Genomic DNA, 20,086 nt, shown 5'->3' with positions numbered 1-20,086 from the left:
GAATTTCTTCTAGTCCTCAAATAAATCAATCATTTCAAAGTCATCATGGACTTTTTCTTCAACTTCTGCACTTTGATCCATGCTTATCATTTGGTCCATTGGACCATCAACAATCTTACATTCTTCAATACCTTTAACATAGTACCATCCATTTTTGAATACTAATGGATTGGAGAATGTTGCATCTTTTGCCATTAAAGGAATGTCTTTTGCTTGTATTGCTTGTTTATCCGGATCCAAGAATACACATTCATCATATGGAACTACCGCTACAGCATTTTCAACGATGGATGGATTACTCTTCACCTTCTTACAAATCATCTCCCCTTTAACTGAACGAGAAGTTTGGGTAATATCTGGTGTTCTTAATCGTTTCATCGAACCTTTTTCCGTTAATACAAATAGACTATGATTTTCATCTGGAACAACACACGCTGTCGCCAAACGATCTTCCTTACCAAAGTTCATCGATTTAACACCTTGCGATTTGGTGTTGGTGCTTGGCACAACATCAGCATCATATCTTGTACAAAAACCTGTTTGAGACATACAAACTATTTCTTGATTTGCGTAGACAACAAACGCTTTTAACATTTCATCTTTAGCTTTAAGCTTCATCGCCGGCATTACTTTGTTATTACGTTGAACAACCCATTGGTTCATTGGTGTTTTCTTAATATTACCTGATGCACTTATTGTTACTACCCATGCATAAGTTTCAAAGTTCTTCACTACAATTGCATTGATGATTTTATCATCTGCATCAATCTTCATGATGTTATTTAAATGTGATCCTACATCTTTCCATTTAGCTTCTTCCATCTGATACACTGGTAAGAATCCATAATTTCCTTTTGATGTAAATAGAAGCATCGTATCTAACGTATCAACTTCCAGAGTACCTATCAATCGGTCTCCTTCTTTAATACCTGTAACTTGCCCTTCACTTGCAGTATAAGAACGAAGTGACACACGTTTTACATAACCATCTTTAGAAACAGTTACCATGACACGTTCATTCGTTATCATACTTAATTTATCAATAACAATTTCTTCAACTTCACCTTGTATCTCAGTACGGCGATCATCACCATACTCTTGTCTTACTTCTTTTAATTCTTTTACAATTGTACTTCTTAAGACATTCTTGTTTTCGATGATTGTTTTTGTAATTTCCATTTCATTAACTAAGCGTGCAAATTCTTCTCTAAGCGCAACAATATCAGTAGAACTTAAACGATATAGTCTTAAGTTTACAATAGCTTCTGCTTGGGCATCACTAAATCCAAATGCTTCAGACAAGTGAATCTTAGAATCTGCTTTATCTTTTGATCTACGAATAATTTCTATTACTTCATCCATTACAGAAACAGCTTTCATCAATCCTTCTAAAATATGACAACGTGTTTCCATTTTATTTAGTTCAAAATGACTTCTACGTAAAACTACATCTTGACGATAATTAATAAATGCATCTAAGCATTGTAATAATCCCAATTGCATTGGACGTTTCTCAACAATCGCAACAACATTGTAATTGTAGTACACTTGTAAATCAGTATTTTTATAAAAATAATTTAATACTAGGTTAGGATCAATGTCCTTCTTTAAATCAATCGCAATTCTTAATCCATTTCTATCTGATTCATCGCGAACATCTAGAATTCCATCAATGTCTTTTGAAATACGGATATCATCCATTTTTTTAACAAGATTCATCTTGATAACTTCATAAGGTATTTCTGTAATGATAATTTGATTGATTGTTTTACCTTCTTCAATGAATGCTTTACCACGTACAACAATTCTTCCTTTACCTGTACGGAAGGCATCTTCAATTCCTTTTCTGCCTTGTACAATTCCACCTGTAGGAAAATCAGGTCCTGGAATAACTTCCATGACTTCTTCCAATTTACATTCTGGATTTTGTAAACGATAGATTGTTGCCTCAACTACTTCACCAAAATTTGATGGTGGAATATTTGTTGCATATCCTGATGCAATACCTGTTGCCCCATTCACAAGCAGTGTAGGGAAACGTGATGGTAAAACCGTTGGTTCTTCGATGGTGTCATCAAAGTTTGGTGAAAACTCTACTGTTTCTTTATCAATATCTAGCATCATAGTGCTTGATACTTTGGATAGACGTGCTTCTGTATAACGCATTGCTGCAGCTGGATCATCGTCAATTGACCCATTGTTACCATGCATGTCAATTAGTGGAACTCGAACTTTCCAGCTTTGTGACATACGTACCATTGCATCATAAACCGATGAATCACCATGTGGATGGTAATTACCAATAACTAAACCGACTGTTTTCGCTGATTTACGATGTGCTCTTTCAAACACATTTCCATCATTGTACATTGCATAAAGTATACGTCGTTGTACTGGTTTTAATCCATCTCGCGCATCAGGTAACGCACGTTCTTGAATAATGTATTTTGAATAACGCCCAAAGCGATCTCCCATGATTTCTTCAAGGGGCATTGGTAAAAATATTGTTTCCTTTTTTTGTTCAATCTTTTTCTTTGCCATTAGTCTATCACCTTAAATGTATCTTCCAATGTAAACGCAACATTTTCTTCTATCCAATCACGGCGAAGATTTGCTTTATCCCCCATCAATACCGATACTCTTCTTTCCGCAATCACTGCATCTTCAATTGTAACTTGTATTAATGTACGTGATTCAGGGTCCATTGTTGTATCCCACAATTGAGTGGCATTCATTTCCCCTAACCCTTTATAACGTTGTAGTTCTACTTTACCCCATTTTTCACGGACTTCATTGAGTTCCTCATCCGTATAACAATAGGTCATATCTCTTCCTTTACTCACTTTGTAAAGAGGTGGTAATGCAATATAAACCATACCCGCTTCTACTAAAGGTTTCATGTAGCGGTAAAAGAAAGTAAGAAGTAACACTTGAATATGTGCTCCATCTGTATCCGCATCGGTCATGATGATTACTTTTCCATAGTTACTATCTTTTGCTTCAAAACTAGGTCCAACACCTGCTCCTAAAGCATGGATAATTGTATTCAATTCTTCATTCTTTTCAATGTCACCCATTGAACATTTTTCTGTATTTAATACCTTACCTCTCAATGGTAAGATAGCTTGATATTTTGAATCACGTCCTTGTTTAGCACTACCTCCAGCTGAATCTCCTTCGACTAGAAATAGTTCTTTACGAGAACTATCTTTTGATTGAGCAGGTGATAACTTACCAGACAATATCTTTTCAGATTTTCCTGTTTTCTTACCCTTACGAGCTTCTTCTCTTGCCTTACGAGCTGCCTCACGAGCAAGTGAAGCCTTTTGCATTTTCTTAATTAGCGCAGTTGATAATTCCTTATTTTCTTCTAAGAAGTAGGTCATCTTTTCTAACACTGTTTGTTCAACTGCTGGTTTTGCTTCAGCAGTACCCAGTTTACCTTTTGTTTGTCCTTCAAATTGAAGTAAGTTTTCAGGCACAGAAACAGAAATAATTGAAGTTAATCCTTCACGAACATCTGTTCCTTCAAAATTCTTATCCTTTTCTTTTAAGATACCCATCTTACGTGCATAATCATTAAATGCTTTTGTTATAGCTGATTTAAATCCAATTTCATGAGTACCACCATCTGCAGTACGAACCAAGTTTACAAAACTATATGTATTTTCTTGATATGAATCAGTATATTGGAATGCACAATCTACTTGTATTCCTCTAAATTCTCCTCTAAAGCAAACTGGTTCATGCAATACATCACGATCCTCATGAAGATATTCTAAGAAAGCTGTTAATCCATTATCATAATGGAATACTTCTTTTTTATTATTACGATCATCATTCACAAGCATGGTGATACCATTCAATAAGAACGCTGTTTCTTGTGCTCTTTCGCACACTTGTTTGTAGTGAAAATCAATCGTTGAGAAAATCTTTGCATCTGGTTTAAAGCGAACTTTAGAACCAGTTTTAGTTGATTTACCAATCACTTCTAACTTACTTACTTTTTTACCACCATTTTCAAAACGCATTTGATATAGTTTACCATCAGTTGCAACTGTAACTTCTACCCATTCACTTAATGCATTGACCACCGAAGCCCCTACACCATGTAATCCTCCTGATGTTTTATAACCACCCTCTGCTGAAAACTTACCCCCTGCATGTAATACCGAGAAGATAACTTCCAAGGCTGTTTTACCCGATTTATGAAGACCAACAGGCATACCACGACCCTCATCTTCAACACAACAAACATTACCCTTTTCAAGAGTAATCGTGATTTTATTACCGAATCCGTTTAACGCTTCATCCACAGCATTATCCACAATTTCCCAAATCAAGTGATGCAATCCTCTACCATCAGTAGATCCAATATACATCCCTGGTCTTTTTCGAACCGCTTCTAAGCCTTCTAGAACTTGTATGCTATTTGCATCATAATTTTGATTATTTGCCATATTTTCACACCTAGATTAGAATCTAAGATACCCCTTTCTTTGTTAAAACACTATCTGCTACATTATACTAAAATTTAAGCAAAAGTTAAAGTTGAATAGCCAAAAGTGTGGTAAAATATGACCAGGAGAAATGACATATGACTAATATTTTTACATTACAAAACATTCTTGTTATACTTATAGCTTATTTATTCGGTTCTATCCCTTGGGCTCTTGTTATTGGGAAGGTATTTTATAAAACTGATGTGCGTGAACATGGTTCTGGAAACCTAGGAGGAAGTAATGCTGGACGCGTGCTTGGAAAAGCTGCAGGTGTTAGTGTTACGATACTTGATGCCCTAAAATCAACCTTCACTGTGCTTATTTGTGCTACGTGGTTTAAAGATGCAACTATACTTGCAGGTCTTGCAGTTTGCTTTGGACATTGCTTTCCAATCTTCGCAAAATTCAAAGGTGGAAAAGCAGTTGCCACAACAATGGGATACTTTTTAGGAATTGGACTTGTTACAGGACAATTCTTCTCAATTTTCTTATTACCAATCGTTATCTTCTTTGGAACGCTTTACTTATGTAAGATGGTTTCATTGAGTAGTATGATTGCGATAGGAATAGAAGCGATTGTTTCTTTCTTTATTCAACCAGACTTAACTTTATCCTTATCGTTTGTTGCTTTATTGCTCTTTGTAACTTATCGTCACAAATCAAACATCAAACGAATCATAAGCCATGAAGAGAAAAAAATAACTTGGATGTAAAATCTAAGTTATTTTTTTATGTAATTCATATTTATTCATCCTAATACATCTACATAACTCGATCACCACAATTAATGCATTTGATTATTCTTTTTCAAATCCCATCGCTTGATTGCGATTCAGCAAATAAGGACGCAAATATCCAACGGTACTGCACATTGGTAAGACATCATGAGATAATTCTAAACCTAACTCGTGTTGCATGTAGAAAACTCTTTCTTGCATTCGTTTGTACATTTCAGGATATTGATTCATGATATCGTTTCTTAATAATTCATCTGCAATAACAATCGTACTTTCAGCACCTGTTCCTGCATAACCTTCAAGGGTTGGAATGATATCAACTTGAAAAATCATACCACTTTGAATAATCTCATTTGAATCTTCATAGATTGGTGAAGTTAACCATTCCTCTTCAGCAGTTAAATGACCTGGACAAAGTGTCCAATTGAATTTTTCTTTTGGTAAAACTTGTTCAATGATTTGATACAGTTCTTTACCTCTCATTCCAATTCTAATCTTATTCAACCATGTAGCATAAGCATTGAAGTATGGAATCACAAGTTCTACCAAATAATTTTGTTTATCGTTTGCTAAATCTGTTTTACTCATTATCGCATAACCTGAACGGCTAGATAAACCACCACGATACCCTACTGTCATTGATATTGGATCCGCAAGTTGAATTTGTTTATTGGTTGGATATATATTTCCTTGAACATATCGTTCTCCACTGGCTGCAATGGTTACAACACTACGTCGTTGCCCTTTATTCTCCAAATAGCTTGCGAGTTCATCTTCTTGCATACCCACATCCAAATGATTCATAGCTTCTAACATACAATCAGAAGCAAGTGCTGCACCATATTCATAGTGAGCCACTTCATTTGCATTGTTTGTGATACGTATCCCATTTTCACCAATAAATAAATCTGTTTTATTGATAACCATTTTTCTGTCTTCAACTATTTTATATATTGTTTGTACAATATAATGAGGCACATCAAACATCATTGAATTATTTTCTATTGGACTTGTAAATAGTTTCCAACCAACAATACCAGTAGTTTTTAACCTTTCAATTCCTGCATCACAAAGTAATTCCTCCAATGTCATATCCTTGCGATTTGGTTGGTGTGGCAATGAAAACAAGGGTACGTGAACTGATTGATTATCAATTCTTGCTTTACTAGCTTTATTAAGATTTTCATTACCAAGTACTAAACTCGTTTTTCCTGTATCTTTTATTATAAGTAATGCTTCTTCAAAACGTGGAATATAGCCTACTAAATACTCAAAATTACTCCCATGTTCAACATCACCATAAACGATAAGTTGTTGAATGTTGTTTCTCTTCATTTGTTGTATACATTTTTGCATACGTTCATGCATCGTATCATCTGTTAGATTTCCACATAGTAAAGGACAATCTTTTCTTGGTTGTTCTACCTTCATGTGCTTGATGTTTGTTGGATTCATATGATCTCCTTGAACTAGAAATTAATCTAATATAAAACTCTATGTTTACATATTACCATAGAGTCTCATTATATTTAATTATTTCTAAGAATATTTTGGTTTGTACCTAAACTACAATTACTTACTTTTCTACAAAAACTATTTTATCATTTAAATCAAGTCTTATTTCAGTTGCTTCTATATATTCTTCATGATTTGCTAAATCAGATGAAATTGCCTCAAGCATTGTGATGCGATAACCATTTGTGAAATCAGTAACTGGATAAGATGTATACCACGAAGAAGCACAACATGTTGTACCTGCATTAAATCCATGATCAATGAGATACTCATAAATTGGCTCCATCACTGTTTCACCTTCATATCCTATACCTTTATAGTAAATACCAAAGACTTTACCACGATTTGTATATCCAATAGTTATATTTTCCTCTAAATCATTAGGCACTTCAAATGTAAAGAAATCATAAACCGTATCCACTAACTCATAGACACGATTACCCTCACTATTTAACGTGAAATCAAGTTCCACAAAATCGTCTGCCTCATCGTGATTAAGAAACTCTACATTTTCATTTATAACTACATTTGAAATGTTTATCGGAAGAATAGGTAGTAGTAGATAGTCTTCACTTTCAGAATTACCAACTTGGATATTGACCGATGCATTCTCAATGATATTTTGTAAATGTTCAACTGTATTCCCATTTAATACAATATCAGAATAAAAATATTGTCCATATAAACCTTCTGGTTGAATACCACAAGAATTAAATAAACTATTTTTCATTTTACCTGTATAAATATCTGTTTTACTTCTCTCAATCATATCTAATAACGCTTCATCATTAATACTCCATAAAGGAAAAGACTTTGGTAATGCATATAAAATCGCAACATTTGCATAGTCCTTATCAATTGGAGTAATCACAGCACAACTTTGTAAATTTTCTAAGATATCTTCTTCATTTAAGGTATAATTTTCTAAACTAAATTGTATGTTGTTAAACACAGTAGCTTTTATGTCATTGGGTATTGGTTTATTTTCATCATAAATAGTTTCAATTTTGATTGACTCATTCTCAAGAAGAGTATTTGTATTAAACAAATAACCTTCCTTAACCACAAATAAATTCATTAATACTTCCTTTGTCTGCTTATCGATTACATCAAATGATATTGCCTCTATATCTTGATTCGCAAAGATCCAATCATCAGGAGCATTTATATCAGCCTTTGTGATTTGTTTGAAATTAGTGAATTCAATTGATGCATCATTTGAATATCTAAGTGTGCCTAACCCATTATAGAACTCATAGATTTGATTATTATTTTCTTCTAACTGTGTAACATTTGGAATATGTTCGATTTCCTCTGGAGTTGTTTTAACAATATCATTTTGTTTACTACATGCCATAGTTGTAATCGAAATTCCTATTAGCATCGTAGTAAAAATCATTTTTTTCATTATCATTATTATTTTATCTCCTATCTTTATTTCATTGTATCAAAATAAAATCATCCAACAAAGATGTTGAATGATTTTTATGATTATTTAATTTTCTCTAAGAATGCTTTATATCCACGATATGCTTCAAAGATATCAACTTTTGACGCAACTTCATAAGGGGCATGCATATTTTGAACTGCAATACCTGCATCAATAACTTCCATGTTTAGATTCGCAAGTACGTAGGCAATAGTTCCGCCTCCTCCTGCATCTACTCGACCAAGTTCAGCTGTTTGAAATTGTACTTTCGAAGTATCAAAGACATTACGTATTTGTGCAATGAATTCAGGATTTGCATCACTACATCCACTTTTTCCACCAGCTCCAGTGTATTTATTTAAACAAATACCCATACCTAAGAATGCAGTATTTTTCTTTTCAAATACACTTGCATAGTTTGGATCAAAGCCTGCAGATACATCACTTGATAACATTTTAGAATTTGTGAATGTTCTTCTGAGTTTTAAATCATTAAACCCTTCAGTTGCTTCAAGTAATTCTGCAATTGTATTTTCAAAGAAACGAGATTGCATACCTGTATTCCCTTGAGAACCAACTTCTTCTTTATCCACAAGAATGCAACAACTTGTGCGTTTTGGTTTATTCATTTCAAGAATAGCAATCAATGAAGTATAAGCACAAATACGATCATCATGACCATATCCCATGACCATACTACGGTCTAATCCATAGTCTCTTGCTTTTCCAGCAGGTACAATTTCTAGTTCTGCACTAATGAAATCTTCCTCTTCAATACCATATTCTTGATTCAATAAATTTAAGAAGTAACTTTTTACTTTTTCATTTTTAGCTTTCGTATCTGGAATCGAACCAACTAATAAATTGAGATCTTCCCCTTCTACTACTTTGGCACCAGATTTTACAAGTTGTTCTCTCGCTAAATGAATTAATAAATCGCTGATTCCTACAACTGGATCAGAATCTTTTTCACCTATTCTAATTTCAATTCTTGTACCATCTTTTTTAATCACAACACCATGCAATGACATGGGTTGCGCTACCCATTGGTATTTCTTAACACCACCATAATAATGTGTATCCAGTAACACTAAACCATCTTCTTCATATACTGGTACTTGTTTAACATCAATTCTTGGTGAATCAATATGTGCACCTAATATATTTAAACCATTTGATAGTGGTTCAGTGCCAATAACATATAAACATAAATTCTTTTCTTTATTGACGAAATATACTTTATCTCCTGCTTTAAGTTTTTTATTTTTCATTGCCGCAAAATCTTTGAAGCCTTGTTTCTTAGCTAAAGCGATTGCAGATTCAACACATTCTCTTTCTGTTTTACCTGCATCAAGATATTTCTTATATCCTTCGCTAAAATCAAATACGTCTTTCATTTGGGCACTATTTAATTTTTCCCATACTGTTTTCATAACGAAATCCTCCTTGTAGTATTGTACACCGTACAATCAGTTTAATTCAATTGTTATAAACTCGAATAAACAGTTTTTCCATTGAAAATCGTGCGTATAACTTGAATTGTATGCAAATCACTTACTTCTATTTCATATGGATCTTTATCTAAAACAATAATATCTGCCAACATGCCTTCTTTTAGTTGTCCTTTAATAGTTTCTTCAAATGATGCATAGGCTCCATCTTTTGTATACGAATCAATTGCTTCTTGAAGTGTCAATGCTTCCTCTGGTCGATAAATATTATTCCGACCTATACTCGAACGTCGAATAGCACATTCAATTCCATTAAAACAGTTTACAGGCTCTACAGGTGAGTCAGAACCATTAGATATCGTTGTTGAATGATATAAAGTGTTAAATGCATACGATGTATTCGCAACATCACCTACGCGATCTCTTACGATGCGTGAATCATAATCGATGAAACAAGATTGAATGTATGCATGTAAATGATATTTCTTAATTTTATCAAGTTGTTCAAGTCGCGTAATTTGCACATGAACTAAACCCGAACGATTTGAGTTATTCTCATCATGATATTTATCAAAACTTGAAAGTACCATATCTAGACATCCATCACCAATTGTATGAATAATTGTACCCATTTTGTAATCCATACCCATTTTTACAAAATAATCAAAGTCTTCTTGCGTATAATTAGTCATACCTGTTGTTTGTGAATCATCATGATATGGTTTAGACATCTTTGCTGTACGGGCTCCAAGTGAACCATCTCCCACAACTTTAATTGGTCCTAAACGGAAGAATTCCTTGTCTTTGTGTTGAAGTTGATCTTCCTGAATAAATTGTTCAAAATCTTTACGTTCAATAAATTGACACTGTTGATTTACGCGCAATTGTAGTTGACCTTCCTGTTCAAGTTCTAAGTATGCTAATAATGGCAAATGATAATCTTTAGTTAATGTTACAAAGTCATCACTTTGAACTGAGGTAATACCATAACGATGACACTCTTTAGTCGCAACTTGAATATACTCTTTTAAATCTTGAATTGTTGTTTCTGGATATGCATGGTGGATTGCTTCAATTGCCATCTCTTTAAATAACCCTGAATCTAAATCAAAATCACCACCATCAATTTTCGTATCCTTTGTAACTTTCGCAAGTTCAATTGCCTTGGAGTTCGCAACCGCAATATGCCCACAACATCTTGTTAATAGAATTGGATGATCGACTGTAATTTCATCCAACATTTGTTTAGTTGGATAAACAGTTTCATCAAAATTATCTTGATTCCATCCTCTTCCAATAATCCATTCACCTTTAGCTTTTGTGTGTAATTTATCTTTCACTTTTTGTAATACATCATTTACTGATTTACAATCCTGTAATTGTATACTCGCTACGAAAGCACCTGTACCAATTAGATGTAAATGAGAATCATTGAATCCAGGTAATATTCTTCTACCCTCACAATCAATAATTTCATCCATTTCATCCTGATTAAAATCGCAAAGAAAACCAATCTTTGCGATCTTGTTATCGATAATAAGTAATGCGTCTTCTTCATGTTGATGTATTTTCACATGAATTAATAACGTTTTCATTATGCGTCTCTTTCATCCGCAGGATAAATTACACCCATTTGTTTTCTTGCTTCAGTACATACTTCCATAATATCTAAAGACATTTGATGAGGGAATACTTCTGATTCAATACGTCCTGCTTCAACATTCTTGATAAAATCTCTTAATTGATATGTAAATCCTTCTAAACTTGGTTGAGAAATTAATGTTTTTTCACCAGGTTTAACACCTAATGTACATCCTCCTGTTTTATTTCTAGATGTTACCCAAATATCTTGAACTCTACTTAATAAATTAATTTGAATAATACCTTCTTCACCTTGAATTTCAGATACTACTTCTGTATCAGTAATTTTTGAATGTTGGATTGTTACTTCAAATCCATCATATTGCATTAAACATGTACCTAATCCATCTACACCTGTTTCAAGTAATAACCCTGTTGCAATTATTGATTTTGGTTTTCCAAATAACGCAACTGCATCACCAATACAATAAACACCTAAATCCATTAGCGATCCATTGCTCATTTCACGACGGAAAGTCGTTGGATTTTCGCCTCTTAAATAAGCATCATATCGTGATGAGTATTTTCCAAATGTAAATACTGCACGGCGTAGTTTACCAATCATCGGTAATGCTTCTTTTACAATACTAAGATTCTCTGTATACATTGGAATTAATCCATCTTGTAAATATGTATTCATCTCTTTCGATAAATCCATCATTTCTTTTGCTTCACGATAGTTAGTAGCAAAAGGTTTTTCAGTTAAAGTCGGTATTTTTCTCTTCATACATTCACATGTCATTTCATGATGTAAATGATTTGGAACCGCTAAATAGATAGCATCTATCTTCCCTGAATCAATCATTTCTAAATAATTATCGAACACGTTTTCAATTTTATATTTTTCCGCAAATTTAATAGCATTCTCTTTTCTTCCGCTACAAACCGCTACGACTTCAATTTCAGGTACTTGATGTACTCCACTCATAAAGAAATCTGATACAAAATTTGTTCCTACTACTCCAAAGCGCATAATTCTACCTCTCATTCTCTCATTCTCTCATTCTTACTGTTAGGATAGCATAATTATGTTGAACTTTGTAGTTGAAACAAGTGCTTTAGTACAAAATATTGGATAATTGATATTGTTCCTCAATTTTCTTGAATGTTTTGCTTACTTTTTGGGGATTTAACTGCTTAAATCCACTCTTTGATATAGCTTCCAATAACCACTCAGGTAACTCTTCACCTTTGACTTCCATGAGAATTGAATCTTCTTGAAATAATGAAATGTTATCCGCTATGTCACATAGCCTAAAATCATTTGTACGATATCGCATATTCATTGAGAATGTAATACGCACTTGGGGATTGAATTTACTACAATACGCTACTCTTTCATAACCCACAAACATCTTTGGTATTAATCCATTATTACGCAATAACTCATCCACTTCATTATCGCCACACTCATGTTGTTTTGATAATAATTCATAAGCTTCATCTAAGCTCATTTCAACACGTCGTTTTGTCGTCATATTTTTTAGTGTGTCTTTAATTTCAATGTAGACTGGATCATTAACTTGAGGTATTCCATAACTTCTTAATCTAATTCTTTCTTTGTTTATTCTTTTCTTAAATACCTTGGATATCAAATCGTCACTCACTTGCGAATAATAAATGTTATAAACTGTATATTTGAAATGTTCATCCTCTTCAATATTATGAGCTACACATTTCATAAATTTTTCAACGTCTGTTTCATGAATCATATATTTTTGTTCAATAAATTGCTGACTCGATTGGATTTTCATATGGAAATCCTCCTTATACATACTTTAGTACAAAAATATGGGAATTAAATGGTATCTGCATGAATATTATGTGAAGTCTCACATAAAAGGTAGAGTTAGCCTCTACCTTTTGTTTCCAATAATTAATTCATTTGTTTGATACTTTTAACATTTCTTTCCAAAGACTTAGATGTACCATTGATTAGTAGTTCTTCTATTGTTGCAAGACTAGCAATACTGCAAATAATCAAAGCTAATTGTTCAATGTTGAGAATCAATATTAGCAAAGGACACATAGCTATTAAAAAGCCAGTACCCTTATTTAAATATGTATGTAAAAAAACAAAAGTATGATATCTACACCCAGCAATAAATAGAGAAATAAGACGTAAGATAAATATAAATCCCATCCATGTGAATATCCAATTAGGACCATCAATCATTGGAATAAATCGAATCATCATGACAAACAAGAATATAAAATCTGCTGTACTATCCAATATTGATCCAAACTTATTTGCGCAATCAAATTTTCTTGCTAAATAACCATCCAGTAAATCACTTACTATACAGAAAGTATACAGAAGTATGAAATTGATTGTTCTGATTTCAACAAAAAGAATTATAAATGCGAAGAGTATTCGAATACATGTAATAGCATTAGGTATATTTTTCTTAATCATAGTTCCTCCAAATTTTTAGTCTATTCTTTCCATGGATCTTGAGGCAATAATATCCACATCCAATCCACACACATTGTTTATAACAACATCTTTAACATGAATCGGTGCAGTTAAAACTATTCGATTGATTTCTTCCATAACACGATTCATTTGGTCAAAGGGAACTGGTTTTGATGTAATCACAGGTAACCTAGAATTCAAAGCGTGATGGATTACGACTGTTGATGTTAAGATGCGTACTGGATGAAGTATTTCATTAATTGCATATTCTTTACCACGGGGACAAGTGTTACCTTCTACTGAAAGTATTTCATTATTTTCAATATCAATCACTAAATGACAACTCATCGGGCATGTAATACAAATCATCTCTTTTTTCATGATTTCACCTCAATTTGGATACCGTGTTGAATACCCTCACAAATCATTTTGGAAAGCACAATTTTTTCCATTTCTGATGGATTCAAATGCTTCTTTTTTATTTCTTGAACAATACGTTCTCCATCTTTTATTACAAGAGTTGCATCCTGTAATGGTTTAGTAACACGGAATAAAATTTCTAATGACGATGCTATATTTTCAGGTTGTATCAACATCGGTACAACATACCCTATACCATTTCCTCCAAGACAAGGATATCCTTCATTTATATTGAGTTTATTACTTAGATACTTAGCAACTGCAATTCCTGTCTTACTAGCTTCTTGACTTACAAAGTCCACTAAGTCATGAACATGAAGTACATTACCACATGCAAAGATGCCTGGCACACTCGTCATATAAGATTCATTCACAATTGCCCCTTTTGTTTTGGGATGTAATTGAATATGTGCATCCTCACTTAATGCATTTTCTGGTATTAATCCTACTGATAATAAGATGGTGTCTACATCAAATGTTTTTTCTGTATTTTCGATGGGTTGTAAGTTTTGATCGACTTCATTGATTGTGACAGCTTCTACACGATTTAATCCTTTTATATTGGTGATGGTATGACTTAAATAAAGTGGAATATTAAAATCTTCTAGACATTGCTTCATATTACGAGGTAATCCATTGGAATACGGCATAATCTCCGCAACACCTAAAACTATTGCTCCTTCTAACGTCATGCGTCTAGCCATAATTAGACCAATATCACCTGACCCTAAAATGAAAACACGTTTACCGCACAAATAACCTTCCATGTTCAAATAGCGTTGTGCAGTACCTGCTGTCCATATACCCGCTGGGCGATATCCCGGTATTGAAATAGCACCTCTCGTTCTTTCTCGACATCCCATCGCTAGAATAATTGCATCAGCCTTTACTTGAACATATCCTTCTTTTGAGTTTACATATTCTATGACCTTTTGATTATTTATTGATGTAACCATCGTATTTAACTTAACTTGTATTCCAGTATTTTTAATGAAATCAATGTATCGTTCTGCATAAGATGGTCCTGATAATTCTTCTTTGAATGTATGTAAACCAAATCCATTGTGTATACATTGATTGAGTATCCCGCCTAATTCTTGATCTCTTTCTAAGATTAGGATATCTTTGATTCCTTCTTGATCACATGATAATGCTGCAGCTAATCCTGCAGAACCCCCACCAACGATTACGCATTTAACTTTCTTCATCATCATGTTTTGTCCTTTCAACAAGTAAATTGGATCCTAAATCATCCAACAAGATTTCCTCTTTTGTCTTATGCAGTTCTCTTGCGAGAATATCTAAAACTAAAGGTTCACAAAATCCTCCTTGGCATCTTCCCATACCAGGGCGAACTCTTTTCTTTACCCCTTTAATGGTTGTTGCACCGCAAGGTCGATGAATTGCATCTACAATTTCACCTTCAGTTATTTTTTCACATCGACAAATCATACGACCATACTGTGGATTCTTTTTAACGAACTCATTCTTTTCTTCAATTGTTAGTTCATTTAGTTTAGGATCATGATTTGCGTTAATAACATACTCTTTTTTTTCTTCAGGATTATGTTTGTTTACATACATAGATACAACCATCTTAGATATAGCAGGAGCTGATGCAAGTCCAGGAGACTCGATTGCTGCAACATTATAAAAATCAGGAAAAAGCTTTGCTTCTTCAATAATAAAATCATGCGTTGTTCCTGTAGGGCGATTCCCCGCAAAGGTACGAATAACTTTATCGAATGGAATGTGATCAATTAATTTTCCGACTTGATTCTTAACATAATTCAACCCAGCATGAGTATTATTTATTGCAGATTTATCATCAATTTCGAAACTTGTAGGCCCTAATAATGTATTACCATGTGTTGTTGGGACAATTAAAACACCTTTACCTTTTGATGATGGTACTGGATAAATCACATGATGAACTAATGGTTGTTGTAAATGATCCAAAACAAAATACTCACCTTTTCTTGCAGTAATAGAAAAATTAATCGAAGGATCAATCATCTTATAAATTTCATCTGCATAAACACCCGCACAATTAACAATACATTTTGTTTGGTATTTGTTATTGGAAGTAATAACTTGGTAAATATCCTCTTTCTTGAAGTCTATTACTTCTTGATTTAGTTTTAATTCAACACCATGAAGTATTGCTTGTTCCATACATGCAATCGCAACTTCCCAGGGATAGATTATTCCAGTTGAAGGTAGCCATAAACCTAATACAACTTCATCACTAACATGAGGTTCATGTTTTTTAATTTCATCTTTATTGTGTAATACACATGGAATATCACGTGATTGAGCTCGTTTAAATAATAAATTTAATTGTTCCACTTCTTCATCACTGGTCGCAAGTACATAGGCACCAATACGATTAAATGAACAATTTAATTCTTTACATATTGATTCATACATTTTGTTTCCTTCAAGATTGAGTTTAGCTTTTAATGTTCCATCTAACGGATCGTGTCCACTATGAATAATTGCACTATTCGCCATGGTCGCACCAATCGCTACATCATTTCCTTTTTCGAGTACTAATACTTTCAAGTCATATCGACTTAAATCCTTTGCGATAAAACATCCAACAATACCTGCGCCAATTATGATGACATCAAACATTATTCCTCCTCATAAGCCATACATGCTTTTACTGCACGTTTCCAGCCCGAATAGATTTTATTCATTTTCATTTGATCTTCTTTTGGTGTAAAGATACGTTCCATAATGAGTGATTGTTTGATTTCTTCTTTGTCTTTCCAAAAACCAACCGCAAGACCTGCCAATGCTGCCGCACCCATTGCTGTTGTTTCTAATATTTGTGGTCGGTCAACATTAACTCCTAATAAATCACTTTGAAATTGCATTAAGTAATTGTTCGCAACTGCTCCCCCATCAACTCGAAGTGAAATTAGTTGCCCTTTACTATCCTCTTGCATGGCATCTAAGATATCTTTTGTTTGATATGCAAGTGAGTCTAATGTTGATCGAATAATATGTTCTCTTGTTGTACCACGAGTTATACCAAACATCGCACCACGACATTTATCATTCCAATAAGGTGCACCCAAGCCAACAAACGCGGGTACTAAATAAACACCTTCCGTGCTTGGAACACTTTGTGCTAATTTTTCAGTTTCAGAAGCTGATGCAAAGAATTTTAATCCATCTCTTAACCATTGAATTGCACTACCTGCTACAAAGACACTACCTTCCAATGCATAAGTGACTTTTCCATCATATCCCCAAGCAATAGTAGTTACTAAGCCATGACTACTTCTGATGGGTTTACTTCCTGTATTCATTAAAAGGAAACAACCCGTACCATAGGTATTCTTGGCTTCCCCCTCTTCAAAACATGCTTGTCCAAATAGGGCTGCTTGTTGATCTCCAGCAATACCTGCTATGGGTACACAACGATTAAAGAAATGGTAACTTGCAGTTGTACCATAGATCTCACTTGATGCTTTTACTTCTGGTAACATACTTAATGGAATATCTAAAATTGAACATAACTCTTCATCCCATTTCAAATCAAAAATATTATAGATACATGTTCTTGATGCATTGGAATAATCAGTAATGTGTATAGTTTGACCTGATAGTTTCCATACAAGCCATGTATCAATCGTTCCAAACATAAGCTTCCCTTGATTCGCCAGTTCTCTTGCACCTTCCACATGGTCTAAAATCCACTTAATCTTCGTGCCAGAAAAGTAAGGATCAATTTTTAATCCTGTTTTATTTTCAAATAATTCGGTATATCCATTATCTTTTAGTTCATCACAAATCGTTGAGGTTTGACGTGATTGCCATACAATCGCATGATAAATTGGTAATCCTGTATCACGATTCCAAACAACTGTTGTTTCTCTTTGATTCGTAATACCCAATCCCACAACTTGTCCAGGATCAATTCCGGATTGCACAATACAATCCGTCATACATGACAAAACACTTAACCAAATTTCATTCGCATCATGTTCTACCCAACCTGGCTTAGGAAAGTATTGTGTAAATTCTCTTTGTGCAGTTTGAACAATTTTTAAATCATGATTAAATAAAATTGCTCGTGAACTCGTTGTTCCTTGATCAATTGCCATGATAAATTTTTCCATAACTAAATCTCCTTGCATGATTCCTTACTTTTATTATACAAGAAGAACGTAAAAGTTTATAATAAAACTACAGATAGGAGAGTATTCATGATAGATTTTAAACATTCAGTCATATACCAAATATGGCCAAGGTCATTTAAAGACAGTAATAATGATGGTATAGGCGACATACAAGGAATTATAAGTAAACTTGATTACTTAAAAGAACTAGGAATTGATTGTATTTGGTTGAGTCCCATTTATGCATCTCCCAATGATGATTATGGCTATGACATCAGTGATTACTACGCAATAGCACCAGAATATGGAACAATGAATGATTTTGATCAACTTCTATTCGAACTTAAAAAAAGAGGGATGAGTATACTCATGGATTTAGTTGCGAATCATACATCAACGAAACATGCATGGTTTATTGATGCCTATAATAACCCAAATAGTGAATATCGTGATTTCTATTTCTTTAAGGAAGGTAAGAATGGTAATCCTCCTAATAATTGGTTGAGCTTTTTTGGAGGTAGTTCATGGACTAAAGAAAATGAACATTCTTATTATTTAACTTCTTTTGCACCAACCCAAGCAGATTTGAATTGGAAAAATCCACAAGTTCGTCAAGAAATATACAATGTCATGGAATTCTATCTCAAAAAAGGTGTTGATGGTTTTCGAATGGACGTTATTAACTGCATAGATAAAAAAGATGGATTACCTGATAAAAACCCTGAAAAAAAAGGATATCAATTTCCTGATGATTATTTACTTAATGGTCCTCTCGTTCATACCTACTTAAAAGAAATGAATGAGAAGGTTTTATCTAAATATGATGCACTTGGTTTAGCAGAAGGATGTTTAGTTACACTTGATGATGCAATGAAGTATACAAACCCTGATAGTAAAGGGATTCAAATGACATTTCATTTTGATATTAGTATGCTGGGATATGGTTCATTAGGTAAATATGATTTTAGAAAATTTTATCGTTTCACAACTTCAGAATTCAAAGAAGTCACACGAAAATGGCAAAATGCGATGCAAGAAAAAAATGGTTATGTAGGTAATTTCTTATCTAACCATGACAACAAACGTCACTTAGAGCGTTTTGGCAATATCGAACTGTATTATCTTGAATCCGCTAAAGCTCTAGCCTTATATAACTTTACACTTTATGGTACTCCTTTCATTTATCAAGGTGAAGAAATCGGTATGACCAACTTAAAACTAGACTATAGTGAGTGGAAAGATTATGAAGCCATTAACAGTGTACAAGCCATGCACGATATGTTACATGTACCACTTAGTATCGCTAAGAAAATTGGCGCTTATGTGACGCGTGACAACGCAAGAACACCTGTTCAATGGTCAAATGAAAACTACGCTGGTTTCTCAAGTGTAACACCCTGGATCAAACTCAATCCAAATTATATCCACATCAACGCTCATGATAGCATGATAGATCCTCAATCGATTTACCACTTCTATAAAAAACTCATCGTATTAAGAAAGTCACATGAAGCATTATGCACAGGTAAATTTATTGAACTAAATAAAGACCATAAAAGTATTTTATGTTTCAAACGCATCAACGATGAAGAGGAACTGCTCATTCTTATTAACCTAACGAAGCAAGCTGCCGACATCACGCTTGATGAAAAATTAGATGGCATTGAATTACTTCACAATGGTTTAGATAAAGAACTTCGTCGAGTAATGAAACTCGCACCTTATGAAGCACACATCTACCAATTAACAAAAAAAGAAGAGAAAGTAAAAGTATCTCTTCACTCAAGTAAATATCGCGTTTAATTTTAACTGCATAATATTAAAAAACCTAACTGATTTCTA

Annotated in this window: 15 protein-coding genes; 2 read left to right on the top strand and 13 right to left on the bottom strand. The window is 33.6% G+C overall.

Annotated elements, in window-relative coordinates; genetic code table 11:
- Nucleotides 1–9: 9 nt before the first annotated feature.
- Nucleotides 10–2,541, bottom strand: a complete 2,532-nt coding sequence (gene parC, locus RR643_RS03435; protein WP_332482335.1) for a DNA topoisomerase IV subunit A — start codon at nucleotides 2,539–2,541, stop codon at nucleotides 10–12.
- Nucleotides 2,541–4,460 carry a DNA topoisomerase IV subunit B gene (gene parE, locus RR643_RS03430; protein WP_332468748.1) on the bottom strand — a complete coding sequence of 640 codons (1,920 nt, stop codon included), beginning with the start codon at nucleotides 4,458–4,460 and terminating at the stop codon, nucleotides 2,541–2,543. Before parE ends, parC begins: the two co-directional genes overlap by 1 nt.
- Before the next feature lie 137 nt (nucleotides 4,461–4,597).
- Between parE and plsY the strand changes: the two genes are divergently transcribed.
- On the top strand, nucleotides 4,598–5,215 hold the full coding sequence (plsY, locus tag RR643_RS03425; protein ID WP_332468749.1) for a glycerol-3-phosphate 1-O-acyltransferase PlsY: 618 nt from the start codon (nucleotides 4,598–4,600) through the stop codon (nucleotides 5,213–5,215).
- Between the two features lie 84 nt (nucleotides 5,216–5,299).
- On the opposite strand, the gene RR643_RS03420 is transcribed toward plsY, so the two are convergent.
- The 11 genes from RR643_RS03420 to glpK all read right to left on the bottom strand — a co-directional run bounded on the left by RR643_RS03420 (nucleotide 5,300) and on the right by glpK (nucleotide 18,244).
- Nucleotides 5,300–6,694 carry a M24 family metallopeptidase gene (locus RR643_RS03420; RefSeq protein ID WP_332482334.1) on the bottom strand — a complete coding sequence of 465 codons (1,395 nt, stop codon included), beginning with the start codon at nucleotides 6,692–6,694 and terminating at the stop codon, nucleotides 5,300–5,302.
- Nucleotides 6,695–6,815: 121 nt separating this feature from the next.
- Complete coding sequence (locus RR643_RS03415; protein WP_332482333.1) at nucleotides 6,816–8,168, bottom strand: hypothetical protein; 1,353 nt, start codon at nucleotides 8,166–8,168, stop codon at nucleotides 6,816–6,818.
- Nucleotides 8,169–8,245: 77 nt separating this feature from the next.
- Nucleotides 8,246–9,616: an aminopeptidase gene (locus RR643_RS03410; RefSeq protein ID WP_332482332.1), complete on the bottom strand. Its 1,371-nt coding sequence runs from the start codon at nucleotides 9,614–9,616 to the stop codon at nucleotides 8,246–8,248.
- A 53-nt stretch (nucleotides 9,617–9,669) separates the two neighbouring features.
- A complete protein-coding gene (locus tag RR643_RS03405) occupies nucleotides 9,670–11,229 on the bottom strand; it encodes an amidohydrolase (protein ID WP_332482331.1) in 1,560 nt (519 codons plus the stop codon).
- The gene (locus tag RR643_RS03400; RefSeq protein WP_332482330.1) at nucleotides 11,229–12,263 is read right to left on the bottom strand and encodes a Gfo/Idh/MocA family protein; all 1,035 of its coding nucleotides are present in this window, start codon (nucleotides 12,261–12,263) and stop codon (nucleotides 11,229–11,231) included. The genes RR643_RS03405 and RR643_RS03400 overlap by 1 nt, the downstream gene beginning before the upstream one ends.
- A gap of 70 nt (nucleotides 12,264–12,333) precedes the next feature.
- Entirely contained in the window at nucleotides 12,334–13,029 is a 696-nt protein-coding gene (locus RR643_RS03395; protein WP_332482329.1) for a VTC domain-containing protein, read from the bottom strand.
- A gap of 122 nt (nucleotides 13,030–13,151) precedes the next feature.
- Complete coding sequence (locus tag RR643_RS03390; RefSeq protein WP_332482328.1) at nucleotides 13,152–13,691, bottom strand: CDP-alcohol phosphatidyltransferase family protein; 540 nt, start codon at nucleotides 13,689–13,691, stop codon at nucleotides 13,152–13,154.
- Between the two features lie 15 nt (nucleotides 13,692–13,706).
- Nucleotides 13,707–14,072 (bottom strand): DUF1667 domain-containing protein, encoded by a 366-nt coding sequence (locus tag RR643_RS03385; RefSeq protein ID WP_332482327.1) that lies wholly within the window; start codon nucleotides 14,070–14,072, stop codon nucleotides 13,707–13,709.
- Entirely contained in the window at nucleotides 14,069–15,319 is a 1,251-nt protein-coding gene (locus tag RR643_RS03380) for an NAD(P)/FAD-dependent oxidoreductase (RefSeq protein WP_332482345.1), read from the bottom strand. Before RR643_RS03380 ends, RR643_RS03385 begins: the two co-directional genes overlap by 4 nt.
- Nucleotides 15,306–16,748 (bottom strand): NAD(P)/FAD-dependent oxidoreductase, encoded by a 1,443-nt coding sequence (locus tag RR643_RS03375; RefSeq protein WP_332482326.1) that lies wholly within the window; start codon nucleotides 16,746–16,748, stop codon nucleotides 15,306–15,308. The genes RR643_RS03380 and RR643_RS03375 overlap by 14 nt, the downstream gene beginning before the upstream one ends.
- Nucleotides 16,748–18,244, bottom strand: coding sequence for a glycerol kinase GlpK (gene glpK / locus RR643_RS03370; RefSeq protein ID WP_332468759.1), 1,497 nt, complete (start codon nucleotides 18,242–18,244; stop codon nucleotides 16,748–16,750). Before glpK ends, RR643_RS03375 begins: the two co-directional genes overlap by 1 nt.
- A gap of 87 nt (nucleotides 18,245–18,331) precedes the next feature.
- Between glpK and RR643_RS03365 the strand changes: the two genes are divergently transcribed.
- On the top strand, nucleotides 18,332–20,047 hold the full coding sequence (locus RR643_RS03365) for a glycoside hydrolase family 13 protein (protein ID WP_332482325.1): 1,716 nt from the start codon (nucleotides 18,332–18,334) through the stop codon (nucleotides 20,045–20,047).
- The last annotated feature ends 39 nt before the right edge of the window (nucleotides 20,048–20,086 follow it).

This window comes from Anaerorhabdus sp., from assembly GCF_036637135.1.
Classification (GTDB): Bacteria; Bacillota_I; Bacilli_A; order Erysipelotrichales; family Erysipelotrichaceae; genus Anaerorhabdus.
The sequence above is the reverse complement of the archived record's forward strand: the minus strand, read 5'-3'. Positions and strand labels throughout refer to the sequence as shown.